The organism is Nostoc sp. (assembly GCF_036917975.1).
GTDB lineage: Bacteria > Cyanobacteriota > Cyanobacteriia > Cyanobacteriales > Nostocaceae > Nostoc.
Genome location: NZ_JBALEJ010000027.1, coordinates 67,386 through 83,307, shown reverse-complemented (window position 1 = coordinate 83,307; position 15,922 = coordinate 67,386). Strand labels below are relative to the sequence as shown.

10 protein-coding genes are annotated in these 15,922 nt (G+C 42.3%); 4 read left to right on the top strand and 6 right to left on the bottom strand.

Going from position 1 to position 15,922, the window contains the following annotated elements; translation table 11 throughout:
* Positions 1-117 precede the first annotated feature (117 nt).
* Positions 118-1,089, bottom strand: a complete 972-nt coding sequence (gene cbiB, locus V7K76_RS13175) for an adenosylcobinamide-phosphate synthase CbiB (protein ID WP_334776238.1) — start codon at positions 1,087-1,089, stop codon at positions 118-120.
* Between the two features lie 256 nt (positions 1,090-1,345).
* Positions 1,346-1,786, bottom strand: a complete 441-nt coding sequence (locus tag V7K76_RS13170) for an Rrf2 family transcriptional regulator (RefSeq protein WP_292853777.1) — start codon at positions 1,784-1,786, stop codon at positions 1,346-1,348.
* A gap of 438 nt (positions 1,787-2,224) precedes the next feature.
* Here V7K76_RS13170 and V7K76_RS13165 point away from each other — a divergent pair, with 438 nt between their 5' ends.
* Positions 2,225-2,638 carry an AbrB family transcriptional regulator gene (locus V7K76_RS13165; protein ID WP_179068863.1) on the top strand — a complete coding sequence of 138 codons (414 nt, stop codon included), beginning with the start codon at positions 2,225-2,227 and terminating at the stop codon, positions 2,636-2,638.
* Positions 2,639-3,169: 531 nt separating this feature from the next.
* Here the strand turns inward: V7K76_RS13165 and V7K76_RS13160 are convergent.
* On the bottom strand, positions 3,170-5,053 hold the full coding sequence (locus V7K76_RS13160) for a chloride channel protein (protein WP_334776239.1): 1,884 nt from the start codon (positions 5,051-5,053) through the stop codon (positions 3,170-3,172).
* A gap of 450 nt (positions 5,054-5,503) precedes the next feature.
* Between V7K76_RS13160 and V7K76_RS13155 the strand changes: the two genes are divergently transcribed.
* Positions 5,504-5,890, top strand: coding sequence for a hypothetical protein (locus V7K76_RS13155; protein WP_334776240.1), 387 nt, complete (start codon positions 5,504-5,506; stop codon positions 5,888-5,890).
* A gap of 457 nt (positions 5,891-6,347) precedes the next feature.
* Here the strand turns inward: V7K76_RS13155 and V7K76_RS13150 are convergent, their stop codons facing one another.
* Both V7K76_RS13150 and V7K76_RS13145 read right to left on the bottom strand, forming a co-directional pair.
* A complete protein-coding gene (locus V7K76_RS13150; RefSeq protein WP_334776241.1) occupies positions 6,348-7,967 on the bottom strand; it encodes an ArnT family glycosyltransferase in 1,620 nt (539 codons plus the stop codon).
* 776 nt (positions 7,968-8,743) lie between these two features.
* A complete protein-coding gene (locus tag V7K76_RS13145) occupies positions 8,744-9,685 on the bottom strand; it encodes an N-acetylmuramoyl-L-alanine amidase (RefSeq protein ID WP_334776242.1) in 942 nt (313 codons plus the stop codon).
* Positions 9,686-10,411: 726 nt separating this feature from the next.
* Between V7K76_RS13145 and V7K76_RS13140 the strand changes: the two genes are divergently transcribed.
* Together V7K76_RS13140 and V7K76_RS13135 are read left to right on the top strand one after the other, a co-directional pair.
* On the top strand, positions 10,412-10,639 hold the full coding sequence (locus V7K76_RS13140) for a hypothetical protein (RefSeq protein WP_334776243.1): 228 nt from the start codon (positions 10,412-10,414) through the stop codon (positions 10,637-10,639).
* A 500-nt stretch (positions 10,640-11,139) separates the two neighbouring features.
* Positions 11,140-12,378 carry an acyl-CoA dehydrogenase family protein gene (locus V7K76_RS13135; RefSeq protein ID WP_334776244.1) on the top strand — a complete coding sequence of 413 codons (1,239 nt, stop codon included), beginning with the start codon at positions 11,140-11,142 and terminating at the stop codon, positions 12,376-12,378.
* 162 nt (positions 12,379-12,540) lie between these two features.
* On the opposite strand, the gene V7K76_RS13130 is transcribed toward V7K76_RS13135, so the two are convergent.
* Positions 12,541-15,351 (bottom strand): ATP-binding protein, encoded by a 2,811-nt coding sequence (locus V7K76_RS13130; RefSeq protein ID WP_334776245.1) that lies wholly within the window; start codon positions 15,349-15,351, stop codon positions 12,541-12,543.
* Positions 15,352-15,922: the final 571 nt, after the last annotated feature.

Sequence of the window (15,922 nt, the reverse complement as noted above, 5' to 3'; positions counted from 1 at the left end):
TGAGGAATAACTAATACTTCTCTATGAGAGGCTGCGGCAACAGCAATGCTCAATATAATTGCTTAATGCCCTATGCCCTATTCCCTATTCCCTATTCCCTATTCCCTATATTTATCATTACCGATTTGAGAGCATTAAGAATATAGCGATCGCTATCCCCAACCATAGCAAAAAACAATATCGAGTTAGCTGCAAAGCATTCTGAATAGAAGTTGTAGTAATGGGATAAATAGCATCTCCTAGCAGTGGTTTGTACTTAGCTACCCCACGATACCAATTTGTACCCCCCATCTGCACACCTAAAAAAGCAGCATAGGCGCACTCACTCCAGCCAGAATTGGGACTAGGATCGTTAACTGCATCCCGACGACAAATTCGCCAAAGGTACATCGGTTTACCCGATAACAGTGCCAGAGTCACAACTGTTAACCGACAAGGTAGCCAAGTTAAACAATCTTCTAACCGCGCACAGAACCATCCCAAATAAGTATAAGGTGCTTCTCGGTAGCCTACCATTGAATCAAGGGTACTGCTAGCTTTGTATGCCAAAGCCAAGGGAGTTGGCCCGACAACTGGTATAAAGACACCAACAATTGCATAAAAAAGTGGAGCCATGACCCCATCAGTGGCATTTTCTGCAACCGTTTCTAAAACGGCTCGCGAAATTTCTGCTTGTGAAAGGTTTTGTGTATCTCGACCAACATAATTACTTAAAATATTCCGAGCCTTCTCCAAATCTCCTGTTGTTAAAGGTTGTAAAACAGCCTCCGCTGCTGCGTGCAAACTTTTGCCAGCAAAACAACTAGCCAAAAGAATGCTATTTACTGCAATTCCCAACAGTGGATGAACCAATCGGGCAATTTTAATTATCAAAAAGCCAACAAGCCCGCTACCAATTATCAAGATAATGCCTAGTACAATTCCAGCTAGGCGTTGTGTTAGAGAATTTTGACACAATTGGAGAGAAAATTTGCTCAGGCGAGAAATTACCCACCCCATAACTTGCACGGGATGAGGCCAATCCCAAGGATCGCCAATCAAGTAATCTAAAAATGCAGCAATTATTAATATATAGATATTATTAGTCATAAGTCACAAGTCTTGGATCAACCAATTTTGGCTTTTGGATTTTGAATTTTGGATTGACCCCGACCAAGTTAACGTAGCGTTACGAAGTCTGGGTACTTGGCTCTTGAGCGTCGGAGTTGAAATTGAGGATTTTTGATTTGTTCCGCCTGCGAAAGCGTTGCGAAACGGATTAGCGGGCAGGGTATCAACCAAAAAATCTAAAATCTAAAATCTAAAATCTAAAATTCGTAGTCAACATTTGGCTACTGACTCTTGACTAAACCACAAAACTAGCCTCTTCTCCAAGGGAAGCTTGCCAACTACGAGCATCGTAATAAAGGTCTGCTAAAGTAATACTGTACAGAGCTTCCTTGAGCTTTTGGTTGAGTCTCTGCCAAAGACTAAATGTTACCCAATCTTCAGCTTGTGTAGGTGCTGGGGTGTGATGGGGTAAATGGCTAGTCTCACCAACTGCTTCTAAAATTTGTCCTATAGATATTTGTGCAGGCTCTCTTGCCAATTGGTATCCGCCAATGCTACCACGAATTGATTTGACTAAAGACGCACGACGCATTTCTATTAGTAGTTTTTCAAGATAAGGAGCTGGGATATCTTGGCGTTTGGCGATCGCTCTTACAGATGCAGGGCCATATCTTGGCTGTAAACTTAAATCTAGCAACGCCTTCACACTATAGTGTCCTCTGGTAGTTAGTTTCATTTTGGTAAGCTTTGTTGTTTATCCTTTGTAATCATTGACCAATGACTAATACTTCTCTATGAGAGGCTGCATCAAGGGCAACGCTCAGTAAAATTTATAAATGATCAATGACTAAGGATCAGTTTTGCTTATCATTCTGTGACTCAGTTATCATCCTCAGCAACTAGACAACCTTTTGAGCGTTAGTTTAGAAAACTTAAAACTTATATAGTCTAGCAGTAATTCACAAACTATATATATAGTTATCACTATTGGCAGCATTCTCTAAAATAGATTGTCTTGGCAATATTTGGTAATAGCATAACAATTGTGCATCTGAGTGTAATATACTTGGCTAGGTTGAGATAAAAAACTAAAGGATTATGTTCCTATTAGCTCAACCTCAGCTAAAATAAAATCGATTCAAACACTTCAAACATTCATTTTCGACCTAAGTTGATGCCTAAACTGAAAAAAATTGAACCCCTACTCGGTGAAGAACTGCTCAAAAAAGTCAAAGAGCTAGAAAACGAGAGCAAGGAAGATAAAGCCAAGAAGTGCGGCTACTATACCGTTACCAAAAACGGTATAGAGCGCGTGAATATGATGAAGTTCTTAAATGCCCTAATTGATGCTGAAGGCATTCAGTTGGACAGTACACCCAGCGCTAATGGGCGTGGTGGACGTAGTGCTAGCTATAGAATTAGTGTGCAATCGAATGGTAACTTACTTATAGGTTCAGCTTATACAAAACAGATGAATCTGAAACCAGGAGATGAATTTTTGATCACTTTAGGCAAAAAGCACATTCGCCTAAGACAGGTAGATCCAGAAGATCGGGAAGATGATGAAGCCATAGAAGCCACAGCTTAATAAATTGTCATTAGTCAATTGTCAATTGTCTTTTGTTAAAACCAATGACTAATGACTAATGACTAATGACTAATAGCTATATCTGTGGTAGGTAAGACTGTTGACACTCCCCACGATAAATCGAAGGGGATTCTTGGTTCAACGAAACCACTTAACCTAGAGTCCTTGCGTCATCTAGACCAGAGGTGGGATTCTCCCCAAGCGTTAACTTTCCGAGTGCCCCTCGGTAGTTGCATTTCTGCAAGTCCTGTTTTACTTGAAACAATTTGTTCCAAAATTCTGAGTCGTCTAGCCCCTATGAATCTTTTACCTACTGCTAGGAGGAAACTAGAAAAATGCAGTACAACCGCATAGATGAGGCAGTGCGGTCTTGGGGTTTCCCCAAGTAGAGCAACTGCCGTTCAATTATCAAGGTTCAGTGCTTTGTCTTTTGACAGCTAGGTTTTTTAAGTGGTTGATTACCTTTCCACTATTATTACTATAGTGTACTGGTACACTAATTAATTGAAAGCCGTCATTTATGACGTAGCTCTAAACCCAATTTTTCGGTAAATAGTGGCGAAGTGCCTTGCGCGTTACTGCTAAATTGCAGGTTAATGCAATTTGCTCTTTTTCTAGTAAACCCAAAATGAGATCGGGTTTGTCTCGTGCTATCACTGGTAATTGATGCAAACCTCGAAGACTCATTCGGTCTAAAGCTTCAGATAATAATTCATCTTGCCAGGCATAGAGAATTTCAGTAGTACAAATGTCTATAAGGGTTTGACTGGATAAATTATCTGGAATTTCAGTTAGCGAATTTGGGTATGTTTGCCAAAGATCGAGGGCACGGTTAATATCTTCTAGAGAGAGTATACCAACTAATTGCTCTGCTTCATCAATTACTAAAGCACTGCGGACGCGATCGCGTGTCATTTCCACAGCTGCATCTAACACCCCAAGAGTTGCAGATAACTTTTTTGGGCAGGGGTACATAGCATCTTCTACCAAAATTTGCTGCACAATTTCTGCTTGTTCATCTTTCAATTCTGAAAGACCAATTTGCTGTAAGTTAGAGTTAGAGTTAAAAGTTGGTTTCATCCTTTCCACTAGCCAAACACTCAAGCCCACAGCTGCCATCAATGGTAAAACGATGCGATAGTCTCGCGTTAATTCAAATAGCATTAAAATAGCCGTTAACGGCGCTCTAACACTAGCGGCTAACACTGCTGCCATTCCCACCATTGCGTAAGCTGGGGGAGCCGCCATTTGATCGCAAATTGCCGGGAATGCTACAGCCAAAATTTTGGCATAAGCCGATCCAAAAGAAGCACCTAAAAACATTGCTGGTGCAAATAAACCGCCGACGAAACCACTACCTGTACTAATTGCAGTTATCAGTAGCTTCACCACCAACAGCACTACCAACAGATAGAGTGGAAACTCTACATCCTGAAGCATTGCTTCTACAGTTTCATAACCGACACCCAGAATTTGCGGAAATTTCAAAGCAACTGCGCCAATGATTACACCGCCAATAATTGGATGAATCGGCTCAGGAATTCGTCCCAAAAAAGCAAAGCCTGGAACCTTCCCAGCAAAGCAGGCTTTTGCTCCCCGAATGGATTGAGTATAAGCCAGAGCAACTAGGCTAGCCCCTAAACCCAAGCCAAGGTAAAGGGGTAATTCTAAGGGGCTACGAACTTGGTAAACAGGTAAATCAAAAGCAGGTTGTGTCCCCAAACCGATTTGGGCAATCAATGCTGCTACCACCGCCGCTAGTAGCACCACACTGACAGCAGAAGTAGCAAAAGATGTCGCTCCCATCACCACCTCTAAGGCAAAAAATACTCCAGCGATGGGAGCATTAAATCCTGCTGCCAGTCCAGCCGCCGCACCAGCACCTAATAGCAAACGCTGTCGTTCTTGAGATACTTTGAGAATCACAGAGAACAACATCCCAAAATTGGCCCCAATTTCGACACTCGGCCCCTCTGGCCCCAAAGAAGCACCACTCCCCAAAGAAACAGATGCAGCCAGCATTTTTGTAACTGGTCGTAATGGTCGCCTAATCTCCGTTCCCTCAGAGGCGGCAATTAGAGATGAAAGTCCAGGGCCAAAGTCTTGAGTGCGCCAACGCATCAAGCCAACAATTAATCCGCCAAGGATGGGAACACAGGCTAAAGTCCAAGAACCCCAGACGCCAATTTGACCCATTAAATTTTCCAGCATTAGCTGGTGAATCAGCTGAATTAAATAGTGAAAGGTAACTACACCCATACCAGTGCCACCGCCAATCAGCATGGCTAAAAATAGCACGACGGTTTCTGGAGATGGTTGAAAACGATTAATTAGGCGAGCTAAAGGAGTGGAAGGTGTAGGAAAGGCAGGTTGTTCCGTTACCTTCCTCAGTTGAGTGGCAGGCAAGAGAGTCATTGAGAGGCGGGGTAAATGTAAGAAAAAATTTAAATTTTTATCTGTTACTTCTCATTGTGAGCCATTATTTAGCAACCGGACAAGTAGACTTGATTTGCTCGATTTACAAAGCTTTAGCTAAAAATGTCATTGTGCAAAATTTTTGTGGTGAGAATGGTTAAATGGGAGACAATTAATATCTGAGGGTAAGCGATGCTCAGTTTGGGCAACGCCAACACTATTCTTTCTAGAGACAAGAAAGTTTCTGTCGGTTGGGTGGACTCACCCGTAAACATTAACTAGGAGTCATCCTTGCTTAAATCTAGCTATACTCGTGTTGCGACCATTGAGTCATCTTTGGTAGTAATAGAATGTATGTATGGTTTATGCCTGATTTCCGACCATACATTGATCCCAAGTCAGTATAGCTATTGTTATAGAGCGAGTAAATGGACTAGGCGGACGAGGTAAATGAATATACACACTTTTGATAATCATTATGTTACTTGCCCAATTTGCCAAAGAAATGCTACGCCCAAACCAATTAAAACCCGCATGGGCTTGTTTTGCTGTCCCTATTGCCAGGAACGGCTAGTAGTTTGCCAAAGTGGTCATTATGTCCGCGATCCGTTTACTTGGAGACAAATGATGATTTCTTCGGCGCTACGTCGGCAAAGCCGACCTTTAGCAAGGATTCTCCGAGATTTTGTCCTACTCAAGCGTCCGATGGTGGCACTGGCTGTAGGAAGTGCGATTTTCTTTGGTGCGATCGCTCTTACCCAAGAAAGTATAAGTTACGATCGCCAAATACTTCCCACAACAGAGAAAGTTAATGAACCAGGAAACAAATCTCAGTAAATGGATTAATTTGGTATAAATCAAATTCTACTTTGATTTTTGTAATATTATAACTAAATACTCCGATAAAACCGTGTCTTGTTCACCCCAAATAGGACACGGTTTTATATTATGTCTACTTAAAGGATTTCCAACAAATAAATTATCCAATCTTGTGAGGTGGGCGAAATTGCTAACTCACAAGAAGTAGTAAAAAAATTGTAGGTTGGGTGTAGGCTTTGCGTAACCCAACATCCTGATATCTGTTGGGTTGCGCTCCGCTCCACCCAACCTATGTCTAATGCACTCCTTTAAAACCTTGTTTCCAGCCTCCGGCTGGAAATGCAACTCAAAAGCGGCTCTGCCGCCAGTAAGAGAGGCGGAGCCTCAAAGACAAGCATTCCCAGTCGGAGACTGGGAACGAGGCAATCTAAAAGCTAGTTCTAGACTTGCTTTCACTGGTTCTCTTTCCCCTTCTTCATAGCCGATTAGTATCTTTTGTGACTAACTTCCAACCTTCAGCTTGGTCAATTAGCTTCATCGACTCTAGTTCAAGATTGTTGAAAGCAGATGTATGAAGTAGAAAGTAGGGTTGTCCGTTGTAGTGCCAATAATATTCCAGTTCACCAACAGAAGCGGGAATGATGGTGCGATCGCTATAATAATCCAACGAGGAACGATGGTAGGGAAAAGATGTGTAAATCTTCTTCGTAGCTGGATTTGCTCGCACAATCATAGCGGCGACTGGTTTCACTGGATAAGCTTCAGATAATTCCCAAACCCAGTAGTTAGATTTCATTAACAGCAGTAGTGAAACATAACTTCCCCAGAACAAAATTTTCAGAAATTGCCCGTCGCCTCGTTCTGCCAAAATGGCTGCTAAAGTCATAGTCACGGCTACTGCGGCAAAAATCAGTTGTAAGTCTGTTGTGGGTGTCGTACCCGAGCTGAAATAAATACTACCAGCAGAAGCGACTACAGCAAGTATTGCCAAACCAGCAACCCAAGCACGGGGATAGGATGAGAGTAAAGGCGAGTTTTCTGTATCTGATAACTGGATACCAAAAGCTAAGGCTAAACTAGGGTAAATCGGGAATAGATACCAGGGAACTTTGGTAATCATGAAGGAAATTACCAGCAGATAAATACCACTCCACGCCATTACTAGTTTTGCCCAACTCAGGTTGCGATTTTCCCAGGTTAAGCGGATAGTTTGTGGTAAGAATAATAACCACGGCCATGTATACTTAAGAAGCTCAATAACATAGTACCAAGGTGGTTCAGGATTTGCTTCGGCAAATGAGCCAACTCGACCTAGTGATGGGTTTACAAGTCCAACTTGGGCGAAAGTGTAACCATAATGAATTAGTTGGGCACCATACCAACCAGCTACAGGTAGAATGCCAATTAAGATTGCGATCCAAAGATAGTAACAGGTAAGCAGTCGTGGCGTATCCCAAAACAGAAATACAAGTGCGATCGCACCTAGTAATATGCCTAGCAATCCTTGAGTCAGGCAAATCAACCCGAAACTAACACCAACACCAAGACAATAACGTAAATCCCGGCGCGATCGCAACACGCACAACATCATCACCATCAAAAAACTTACCATTGCTCCATCTGACATTGCTAACCGCCCATGACGCACCACGGGTAGCATTGTTAGGTAAATCAAAGCGCTATAAATCGCTGCCCAACGCTGACGAAATATCTCTCGAGCAATGCAATACAGTAAAGGTACAGATGTCGCTGTTAAAATTGCTCCAGGTAGACGCGTTGTCCACTCATTTTCACCTCCTAGAGAATAAGCCCAAGCAATTAACAAATGCATCAAAGGCGGCTTGTTATGATATGGTTCGCCTCCTAGCGTTGGATAAAGCCAACGCATTGAACCTGCTGGTGCGTGCCAAATTTCATGAGCAACCTGAGCCACAGTACCTTCATCCCAATCTCGCAACGGCAATCCTCCTAAATTGATGCTAAACAGTAACACTGCTGCCAACAGCAACACTATTAGCCATACCCAATCAATCCATTTGCCAACCGTGCGATGCTGTTTTTCCAGATGACTCCAAATAAAGCTTCCTTCTTGCATATTCTCTGGTAATCATTTTACTTGCTGGTTTGATTACATAGAGACATCTAGCGAATCTCCAATGTTGCCACCCAGTAACAACGTATGTTCTTAACAATTGCTAGTTTCCAAGATTAACTCAACTTTTTATAATTAGCCCTATTTTTTGAAAAATTTATATTGGTTATTTAGAGAACATTTTGGCAAATAAATGATAAAAATAATACAGGCAATAAATTATTTATAACCTGTTTGTTAGTCCGTAAATAAACTTGTATTCTATTTTTAGTTTTACCCTAAGTTTAATTTTTATCTCGTTAGTTGTAAGATTGCTAGTCTCAGAAAAACAAGAATTTCAATAACGTCCTGATGGGATAATATTCTTCAGAATAAGATATAAGCATTTATCCCAATTTTATTTGGCATCTGAACGTTGAGAGGCTCAGATCCCCGACTTCTTCAAGAAGTCGGGGATCTTTTTGGTTGTAAATAATTCAAAATAGAATTCCTGACGATTTTCTTGGAAAGCTAGCAAAAATTGTGTCCATTCATACAACAAAACAGTAACAATTGTTATAGGCTTGGAAAGCCCTTTACTTTTGGCGAAACTTCACCGCCAAAAAAACACCAGAGCGATAGGAAATTACTTATGACCAAATGCGATTGATACTTATCAAACGCCAACTTGGTTAAGTTGAACATATTCCTGTCAGCAGCATAAGTGACTTCCTACGCCCTGGTTATCTCTTTAAATTATTTTAGGTCAACAGCTTCAGGCGATCGCACAAATAACTAATCTAACCAATTAATTTCTGCCAGCTAGCAGGCCCAATAATGCCATCGGCATCTAAACCATTTTGCCTTTGAAAGTTCTTCACTATAACCTCTGTTTGTGGGCCATAGACACCATCATTATCAACACCTAAACGGTATTGCAAGTATCTGACAACTGCACCACCAGCATGGTTTGGTCTGATAATTCGTTTTGCCAAAATTATATTTATGGCATTCCATGTAGTTGTGTCAGCAATTCCAGTCGGCTGAACTGCGATAATAGTCTGAAATTTTTCTACAGCAGATTTGGTGCTAGCCCCGGTGAAGCCATCCTCTACTAACGCCTTACCATTTTTATCAGTTATTTTGAGTTGATTTAAGGCTTTTTGCAATCTGAGGATAGTCTCATCTACATCATTTTCTTGATCTTGTACGGGCTTAACAGGAACACTTGATACTTTCCCAGTTAAGCCTTTGACGATTGCATTAGCCATTGCTTCAGGATCAAAAAGATTCATATCTTTTTGCGAATCAATGAAGCAACCTTCTACAAGAATCGCAGGCATATCTGTATGTTTCAGAACATACAAGTGGGAACCACTCTTAATGCCGCGATTAAAAAATCCTAATTTGACGATTTCATCTAATACAGGTTTAGCGATTTTGTTACCTGTATCGCTAGTTGCATATACTTCTGTGCCGTTAGCTTGTCCATTAAAACAGTTAAAATGAATCGCGACGTAAATATCTACTTTGCTTGAATTCGCTGTAGAACATCTTTTTGAAAGCGATTCCGTTACTGTACGGGCACTACTTGGTCTACATACTACGACTTCGTTTCCTAAAGCTCTTAACTTGGCTATAACTCTATTACCTACATCTAGAGTTAAATTATCCTCAAATCTAATTCCATTAGCTCCTGTGTCTGGTGGACAATTGTGCCCGCTATCAATTCCAAATTTCATGATTTCATCCTCAACTTACTTATTTTTACACTAGTCCAAAACTCTTCTAATTATAGAGACAAAGTTTTGTTAATAAATCTGTTGAAGTACTTGTTAGCAATGACTGCATTATTTTAAGCATTACTACGGTGGTAAACAAAATAAGTTTTTGCGCGAACCTGAACAGCCAATTTTATGTCTAAAATCCACTAATTGCAAGGTGTATTGTAAGCAAAAACAGAACTATTATAAGTTATCAAAATCGTAAATAACAAGTTAATTTTTGCAATAAATTGAAATGCGGCAATTGCTTCCGTTATTCAGATAATAACGCTTTGTAAAAGTAGAAAGCTATGACAGGTGTACCTAGCACCCCAAGGCGGAAGTCAAAAGTCAAAAGTCAAAAGAATTGTATTCCGAGCTTCTTGCGCCGTTTGAAATGGTATGTTTATAGCGGTTCTCGTTTACGTGAGGTACACCCGTAGGCGCATGGCTTGCCCACTCGTATCAACTTACAGCTATTTTCAGGTAAATAGACCATGTGGTAGGGGCACAGCATTGCTCATTGGTGTCAACTTAACGTGAAACCGCCCGTCCGTCGGGAATTGAAATTCCCGCCTCATAGCTAAAGTCATCTGAAGATGACTAAAAATCCCCAAAAATTCCTTAACATAGCTGGAAATATTAGCACCGACTTACTTATTACAAGCTTTTAGATATTATCTCGTTCCCAGTCGGAGACTGGGAATGCTCGTCTTTGAGGCTCCGCCTCTCTTGCTGGCGGCTCTGCGGCTAGGAGCAGCATTTCTAGCCTCCGGCTGGAAACGAGGTTTTATCGGATCTTTAAATTTTGTGAAGCTACTAAAGAATTCCATGAATGAACCCTGTCTAGGGTACGCTTATCTGCAAGAAATCAAGAACGTAGACGCAAAGCAGCTTGCCGCAGGCTGCCGCCATCGCGTAGCGTCTCGTTAGAGAAGTACGCCAAGAAATTAAGAGATTTGGCGCAGTTTCACAAAGAAACGGTATAAGTGCCTCAACAAAATCTGGGATTCTTCAAGAAAAGCTTGACTTGCCTTATCTAGCCTTGTAGGATATTTCCTATCATCTCATTAACTCCCGTAAACCGATAGGCTTGCAGTATTTTGTAACCTATCTTAGCTTTGGGAGTTTCTTCAATGGCTGTTTAATCAACGAAAATAGTATGTAAGTAAAGCATACTTTTGTATTTTTGAACAGAATAAAGGCCTATTTAATTATAGGGTTTTGTAGTCTCTTGAGAGTCTTTGCACTTAGTCTCAAGCAGCGATCGCGGATATTTTGAATAACTATTTTGTAACTTTTATCTTCTGGAAACTGAATCAATTATTTGTCGCTTTCAAGTTAAAGATTTTATCAACGCTAGCTGCAAGATTAGCATTGTGCTTGCGTTCTGGTATCGATTTTCAACGCCGTATATTTCAGAGAGAAAAACAATGATCAAGATTGAAGAAAAAGTTCTAGACTCCACATTTCAGTTTTCGGCTCCTGTCACCGCGAACTCTCCAGAACTCCAAACCCTTTTCGATTTTATTGCTTTGGGAGCAAGTGAGCGCGATCGCGATCGCATCCTTCCTTATGATGTAGTCGAACTGATCCGGCGTTCGGGATTGGGTGCATTGCGAATCCCTGTTGCTGAGGGTGGGGGTGGTAGCAGCGCGCGCGAACTGTTCGAGGTTGCTATTCGGCTGGGAGATGCTGACCCAAACGTTGCTCACATTGTACGGAATCATTTCTCTGTGACAGAGCGGATTTTGCGCTCAGAACGCACTCCCCGGAATCGTCGCTGGCTGAAAGCTGTCGTCGATGGTGCAATCATCGGCCTCGCTTCTACCGAACTGGAGGTTAAGCGAGCTGGTGGCGGCCAAGTTGCGAATACAAAATTGATACCTGATGATGGTGGTTATCGTCTGAACGGGACGAAGTATTACAGCACTGGTAGCCTTTATGCAGACTTGATCTTTGTGCGTCTATTAACACCCAACGACACCGTAGCGACGGCGCTTTTGCCAACGAAACGCGAAGGGATTGACCTTGTGGACGACTGGGATGGCTTTGGACAAAGACTGACTGGTACAGGAACGACTACATTCACAAATGTCCGCGTAGAGGCAGATGAAGTTATTCTGGAGACAGATACAGACAAGGACAACTTGCCATACAATATCGTTCCCCAATTATTTCTGACTGCAATTAATGCTGGCATTATTCGCAGCGTTCTCCGCGATGCGACGGCACTGATTCACAAACGACCCAGAACCTTTTACCATGCTACAACCGAGCAAGCCGCAGATGATCCAATTTTGCAGCAGACCGTTGGTCAGATTGCCAGTAACGCTTTTGCCGCCGAAGCGATCGTTCTAGCCGCCGCCGACGTTCTCGATCGCCTTCCTGCTGCTCAAGCACAGGGTGAAGACTCTGAGACAGCTGTGGCGCTGGCAGCTTCTTTGAGTGCAGCCAAGGCAAAATTAATTGTTGATGAGTTAGCGTTAAAGTCAGCCACTTTGTTATTTGAGGTTGGCGGTGCTTCTACAACCAAGAAAAGCTCCAACTTTGATCGTCATTGGCGCAATGCACGCACCCTGGCATCTCATAATCCGGGTCACTTCAAAGCTCGTGCGATCGGAGACTACGAGATCAACGGTACACCATTGCCGACACGAGGATTTTTCTAAAGCTAAGTTTTTAATGCAATAGACATCTCCGAAAATGAATGTAGAGACGTAGCACTGCTACGTCTCTACAGGGGTTCTGGGTAACGCATATTTAATTTCTGGAGATGTCTAATCCCCAATCCCCAGTCCCCAGTCCCCAGTCCCCAGTCCCCAGTCCCCAGTTCAATTACTTTGCTGATTCAACGGAATTACAATTACAAATTCTGTCCCTTCACCAGGAGCAGAAATACATTGTAATTTTCCCTGATGTTTTTGGGTGATAATTTGGTAACTAATAGATAAACCTAACCCAGTACCTTTACCAATTGGTTTAGTAGTAAAAAATGGTTCAAACAAGTGTTTTTGTACATTTTCTGGAATACCTGTACCATTATCAGCAATGCAAATAACTACCTGATTTTCGCTAGTGAGTTTAGTCTGAATGCATATCTGGAGAGTCGGAAGCGCTTTTTCTCCCACTCCCCACTCAATATTCTCTACCGACTCTTGCAAAGCATCGATCGCATTGGCAAGAAGATTCATAAATACTTGATTCAGTTGTCCAGCATAACATTCTACTAATGGCAGGTCGCCGTACTCTTTAATCACCTCAATGGTTAGATGGTTAGATTTAGGTTTGAGGCGATGTTCCAGAATCATTAAGGTATTATCTATACCATCATGGATATTCACTGCTTTCATCTCTGCTTCGTCTAAGCGGGAAAAGTTTCGCAGAGATAAGACAATTTCGGTAATTCGTTCGGCACCAACGGTCATGGAAGTTAGCAAGTTAGGCAAGTCTGCAATCAGAAAATTTAAATCAATGGCTTCTGTTTCTTTTTGAATTTCTGTGGCTGGATGAGGATAGCTTTGCTGGTATAGTTGCAGCAGTCTCAATAAATCTTGGATATATTGATTCGCATAGCCGATATTGGCAGAGATAAAATTGACTGGGTTGTTGATTTCGTGCGCTACACCTGCGACTAACTGCCCTAAACTGGACATTTTTTCACTATGCACCAATTGAGATGCTAACTGCTTGGCCTCTTGGCGCAATTGTGCTTCTGAGTATTGCAATATCTGCTCTGCTTGTTTGCGCTGGGTAATGTCGTGGAGAATGACAACGTATTCCTGAAAATCCTGATGAGGTCGGTCTGAGATGGAAACTTCCAGAGTTCTGTTTTTCCCATGACCGAGTAGGGGTTGTTCGCTACGCTTTGTCCACTGGTCTGGATAGTAGACTAATGCGGGCAGCCATTTGTTGAGGTGATTTCCTAGTAACTCAGATGGGTTGACACCAAAAAATGATTTGGTGGCTGGGTTAGCTTGCCGGATAATGCCTCGATCGTCTACGACTAAAATACCATCTTGGGCAACAGTAAACAGATGTTCGGCAGATTCTCGAGCTTCTGCGATCGCTACCACTTGCGGTAAAGTTGTCCAACAAGCGATCGCTACGCCGACAAATGCCACGCTCATCAGCAACACCACAAATATATTCTCACCCCCCGCAGTTGCCACGTTATTAAGTTTGACGCCAAATAACCAGCCAACTGCCACTGCACCACACAGTAAAAAAATCAGGATGCTCACCTGAAGAATTACTGAATCTTTGATGATTACCACAGAACGCGTGCGATATCGCCGCAGCCACCAACTGGTATGGAAGGGAGCAAAATTCACACGGCGAATTACTGCATCAATTCCTAAGACACCAATGGGAAACAATAACCCAATCAGGAAGTTCAGCCAACCCCAGGCAAATCCGCCCACCAACAGCACTACAACTTCTAAGAAAAAAATGCCTAAAGATATGCGGGGGAACAAAACTTCTGGGCGATCGCGCCCAAGCCAAAGCCCTAGATGCAGTAACATAAAGGAGACAAACCAACCGACGTTACCAACAGCGACAATTCGCGCCACATCTCCCCAAATCAAATAGACTAAGCACAATAGCAGTGTCAATGTCAAAGCTGGGACAAACACACCCCGACGTGAGACAACGGAAAATACTGGTGAAAGATGGTTATCTAAAGACAATTGATACAGAATTCGCGGACAATTAGAAACTACCGTTGCCGAACCTAAAAGACAAGCAGCGACTAACAAAAAAGAAACACTTAAACCAGCAAATTTTCCCCAAAAGGGCTGGGAAGCCGCTACAAGATTCAGAAAAGCATTATCTTTAAGATTAGGATTTGTTGCTAACCGCATGACTACCCAAGACCCACCCAAAAAGATGGGTGGCATCATCCAAGCGGCAACGTCTAGAAAGCGTAGCGTCTGAGTGGGTTGGCGGCTATCAGCGACAAAAGAAGAAGCCGTTTCACAACTGTAGGTTGCATAAGTGACAAAAAAGAACCACTTTGCCCAATCTCCAAAGCTTAAAGATGACCAATTATTAGGAAAAAACCCAGGACTAACGGGAGAAAACGCTAACCAAGCCAGACCTTGCACACAGAAGGTTATTAGCAGTCCAAAGGCTGGAATTACAAAAAACAAATGTAAAATACTCAGGGCGCGAGTCCCACTAAACGCCACAATAAAAGGCAACAGTGTAAAGCTCAGATCCAAAAATATATCTGGACAGGTAATACCCAGCGCCTCCAAATTCACCTTAATTAAATCTCTAAGTACGATTGTATTAACTGATAGGTAAGAAACCCAGTTGAGAAGGTATCCAATTGCTGCATAGCGAGCTACTCCAGGGTAGCGTTGCAGTAGCTTGGTAGTATAGTTGGGTGTTCCTCCAGCCACATTAATAAAATGTATACCCAAGCTTTTGACTTGATAGTTAAGTAGCATTCCGAAAATCACCGCAGGTATCCAAACAAAAATAGCTTGGAAACCGAGAGCAGCATGAATTGCTGGAACCAATGCTGTCCAAGAAATATGAGCCGTCAAACCAAAACCCCAACTTTCAACAGCACTTAAGCTTCTAGTTAAGCGAGGGTAAGAAGATTGGCCCAAAGTGGAATGAGCAAAATGGGACATGATTGGTAGTTTTGGGTAGGATACTGTAATTAAGCTTATTAACTAGAGTTCCCATCTGCTAAGTGGTATTAACATAAATTTTCTGTATGGAGCGTGTTTTAAAATACTTTGATTCTCTCAGCGTCGCGCCAGTCGTAAGGGCACAGCAATGCTCATTTGTGTCTACTTAACGTGAAAACTAGCCTAGTACAAGCTTTTTGATATTGTTTCGTTCCCAGTCTCCGACTGGGAATGCTTGTCTTTGGGGCTGCCACCTCTCTTGCTGGCGGCTCTGCCGCTTTTGAGTTGCATTTCCAGCCGGAGGCTGGAAACGAGGTTTTCAAATTTAAGGGATAAGAAAACGAACCACAAAATGAATTTGACACTAATACAGTAGACATCTCCAGAAATTAAATATGCGTTATCCAGAACCCTTGTAGAGACGTAGCACTGCTACGTCTCTACATTCATTTTCACCAGATGTCTAGTTAATTAACGTTTTGTTCTTTTGTCAGAAGTGCTATATTGGCACTTGACCCGACCGAGTACAAACTATGCATAAGCCCACAGGACAGCAAACTCGCGGTGTTGT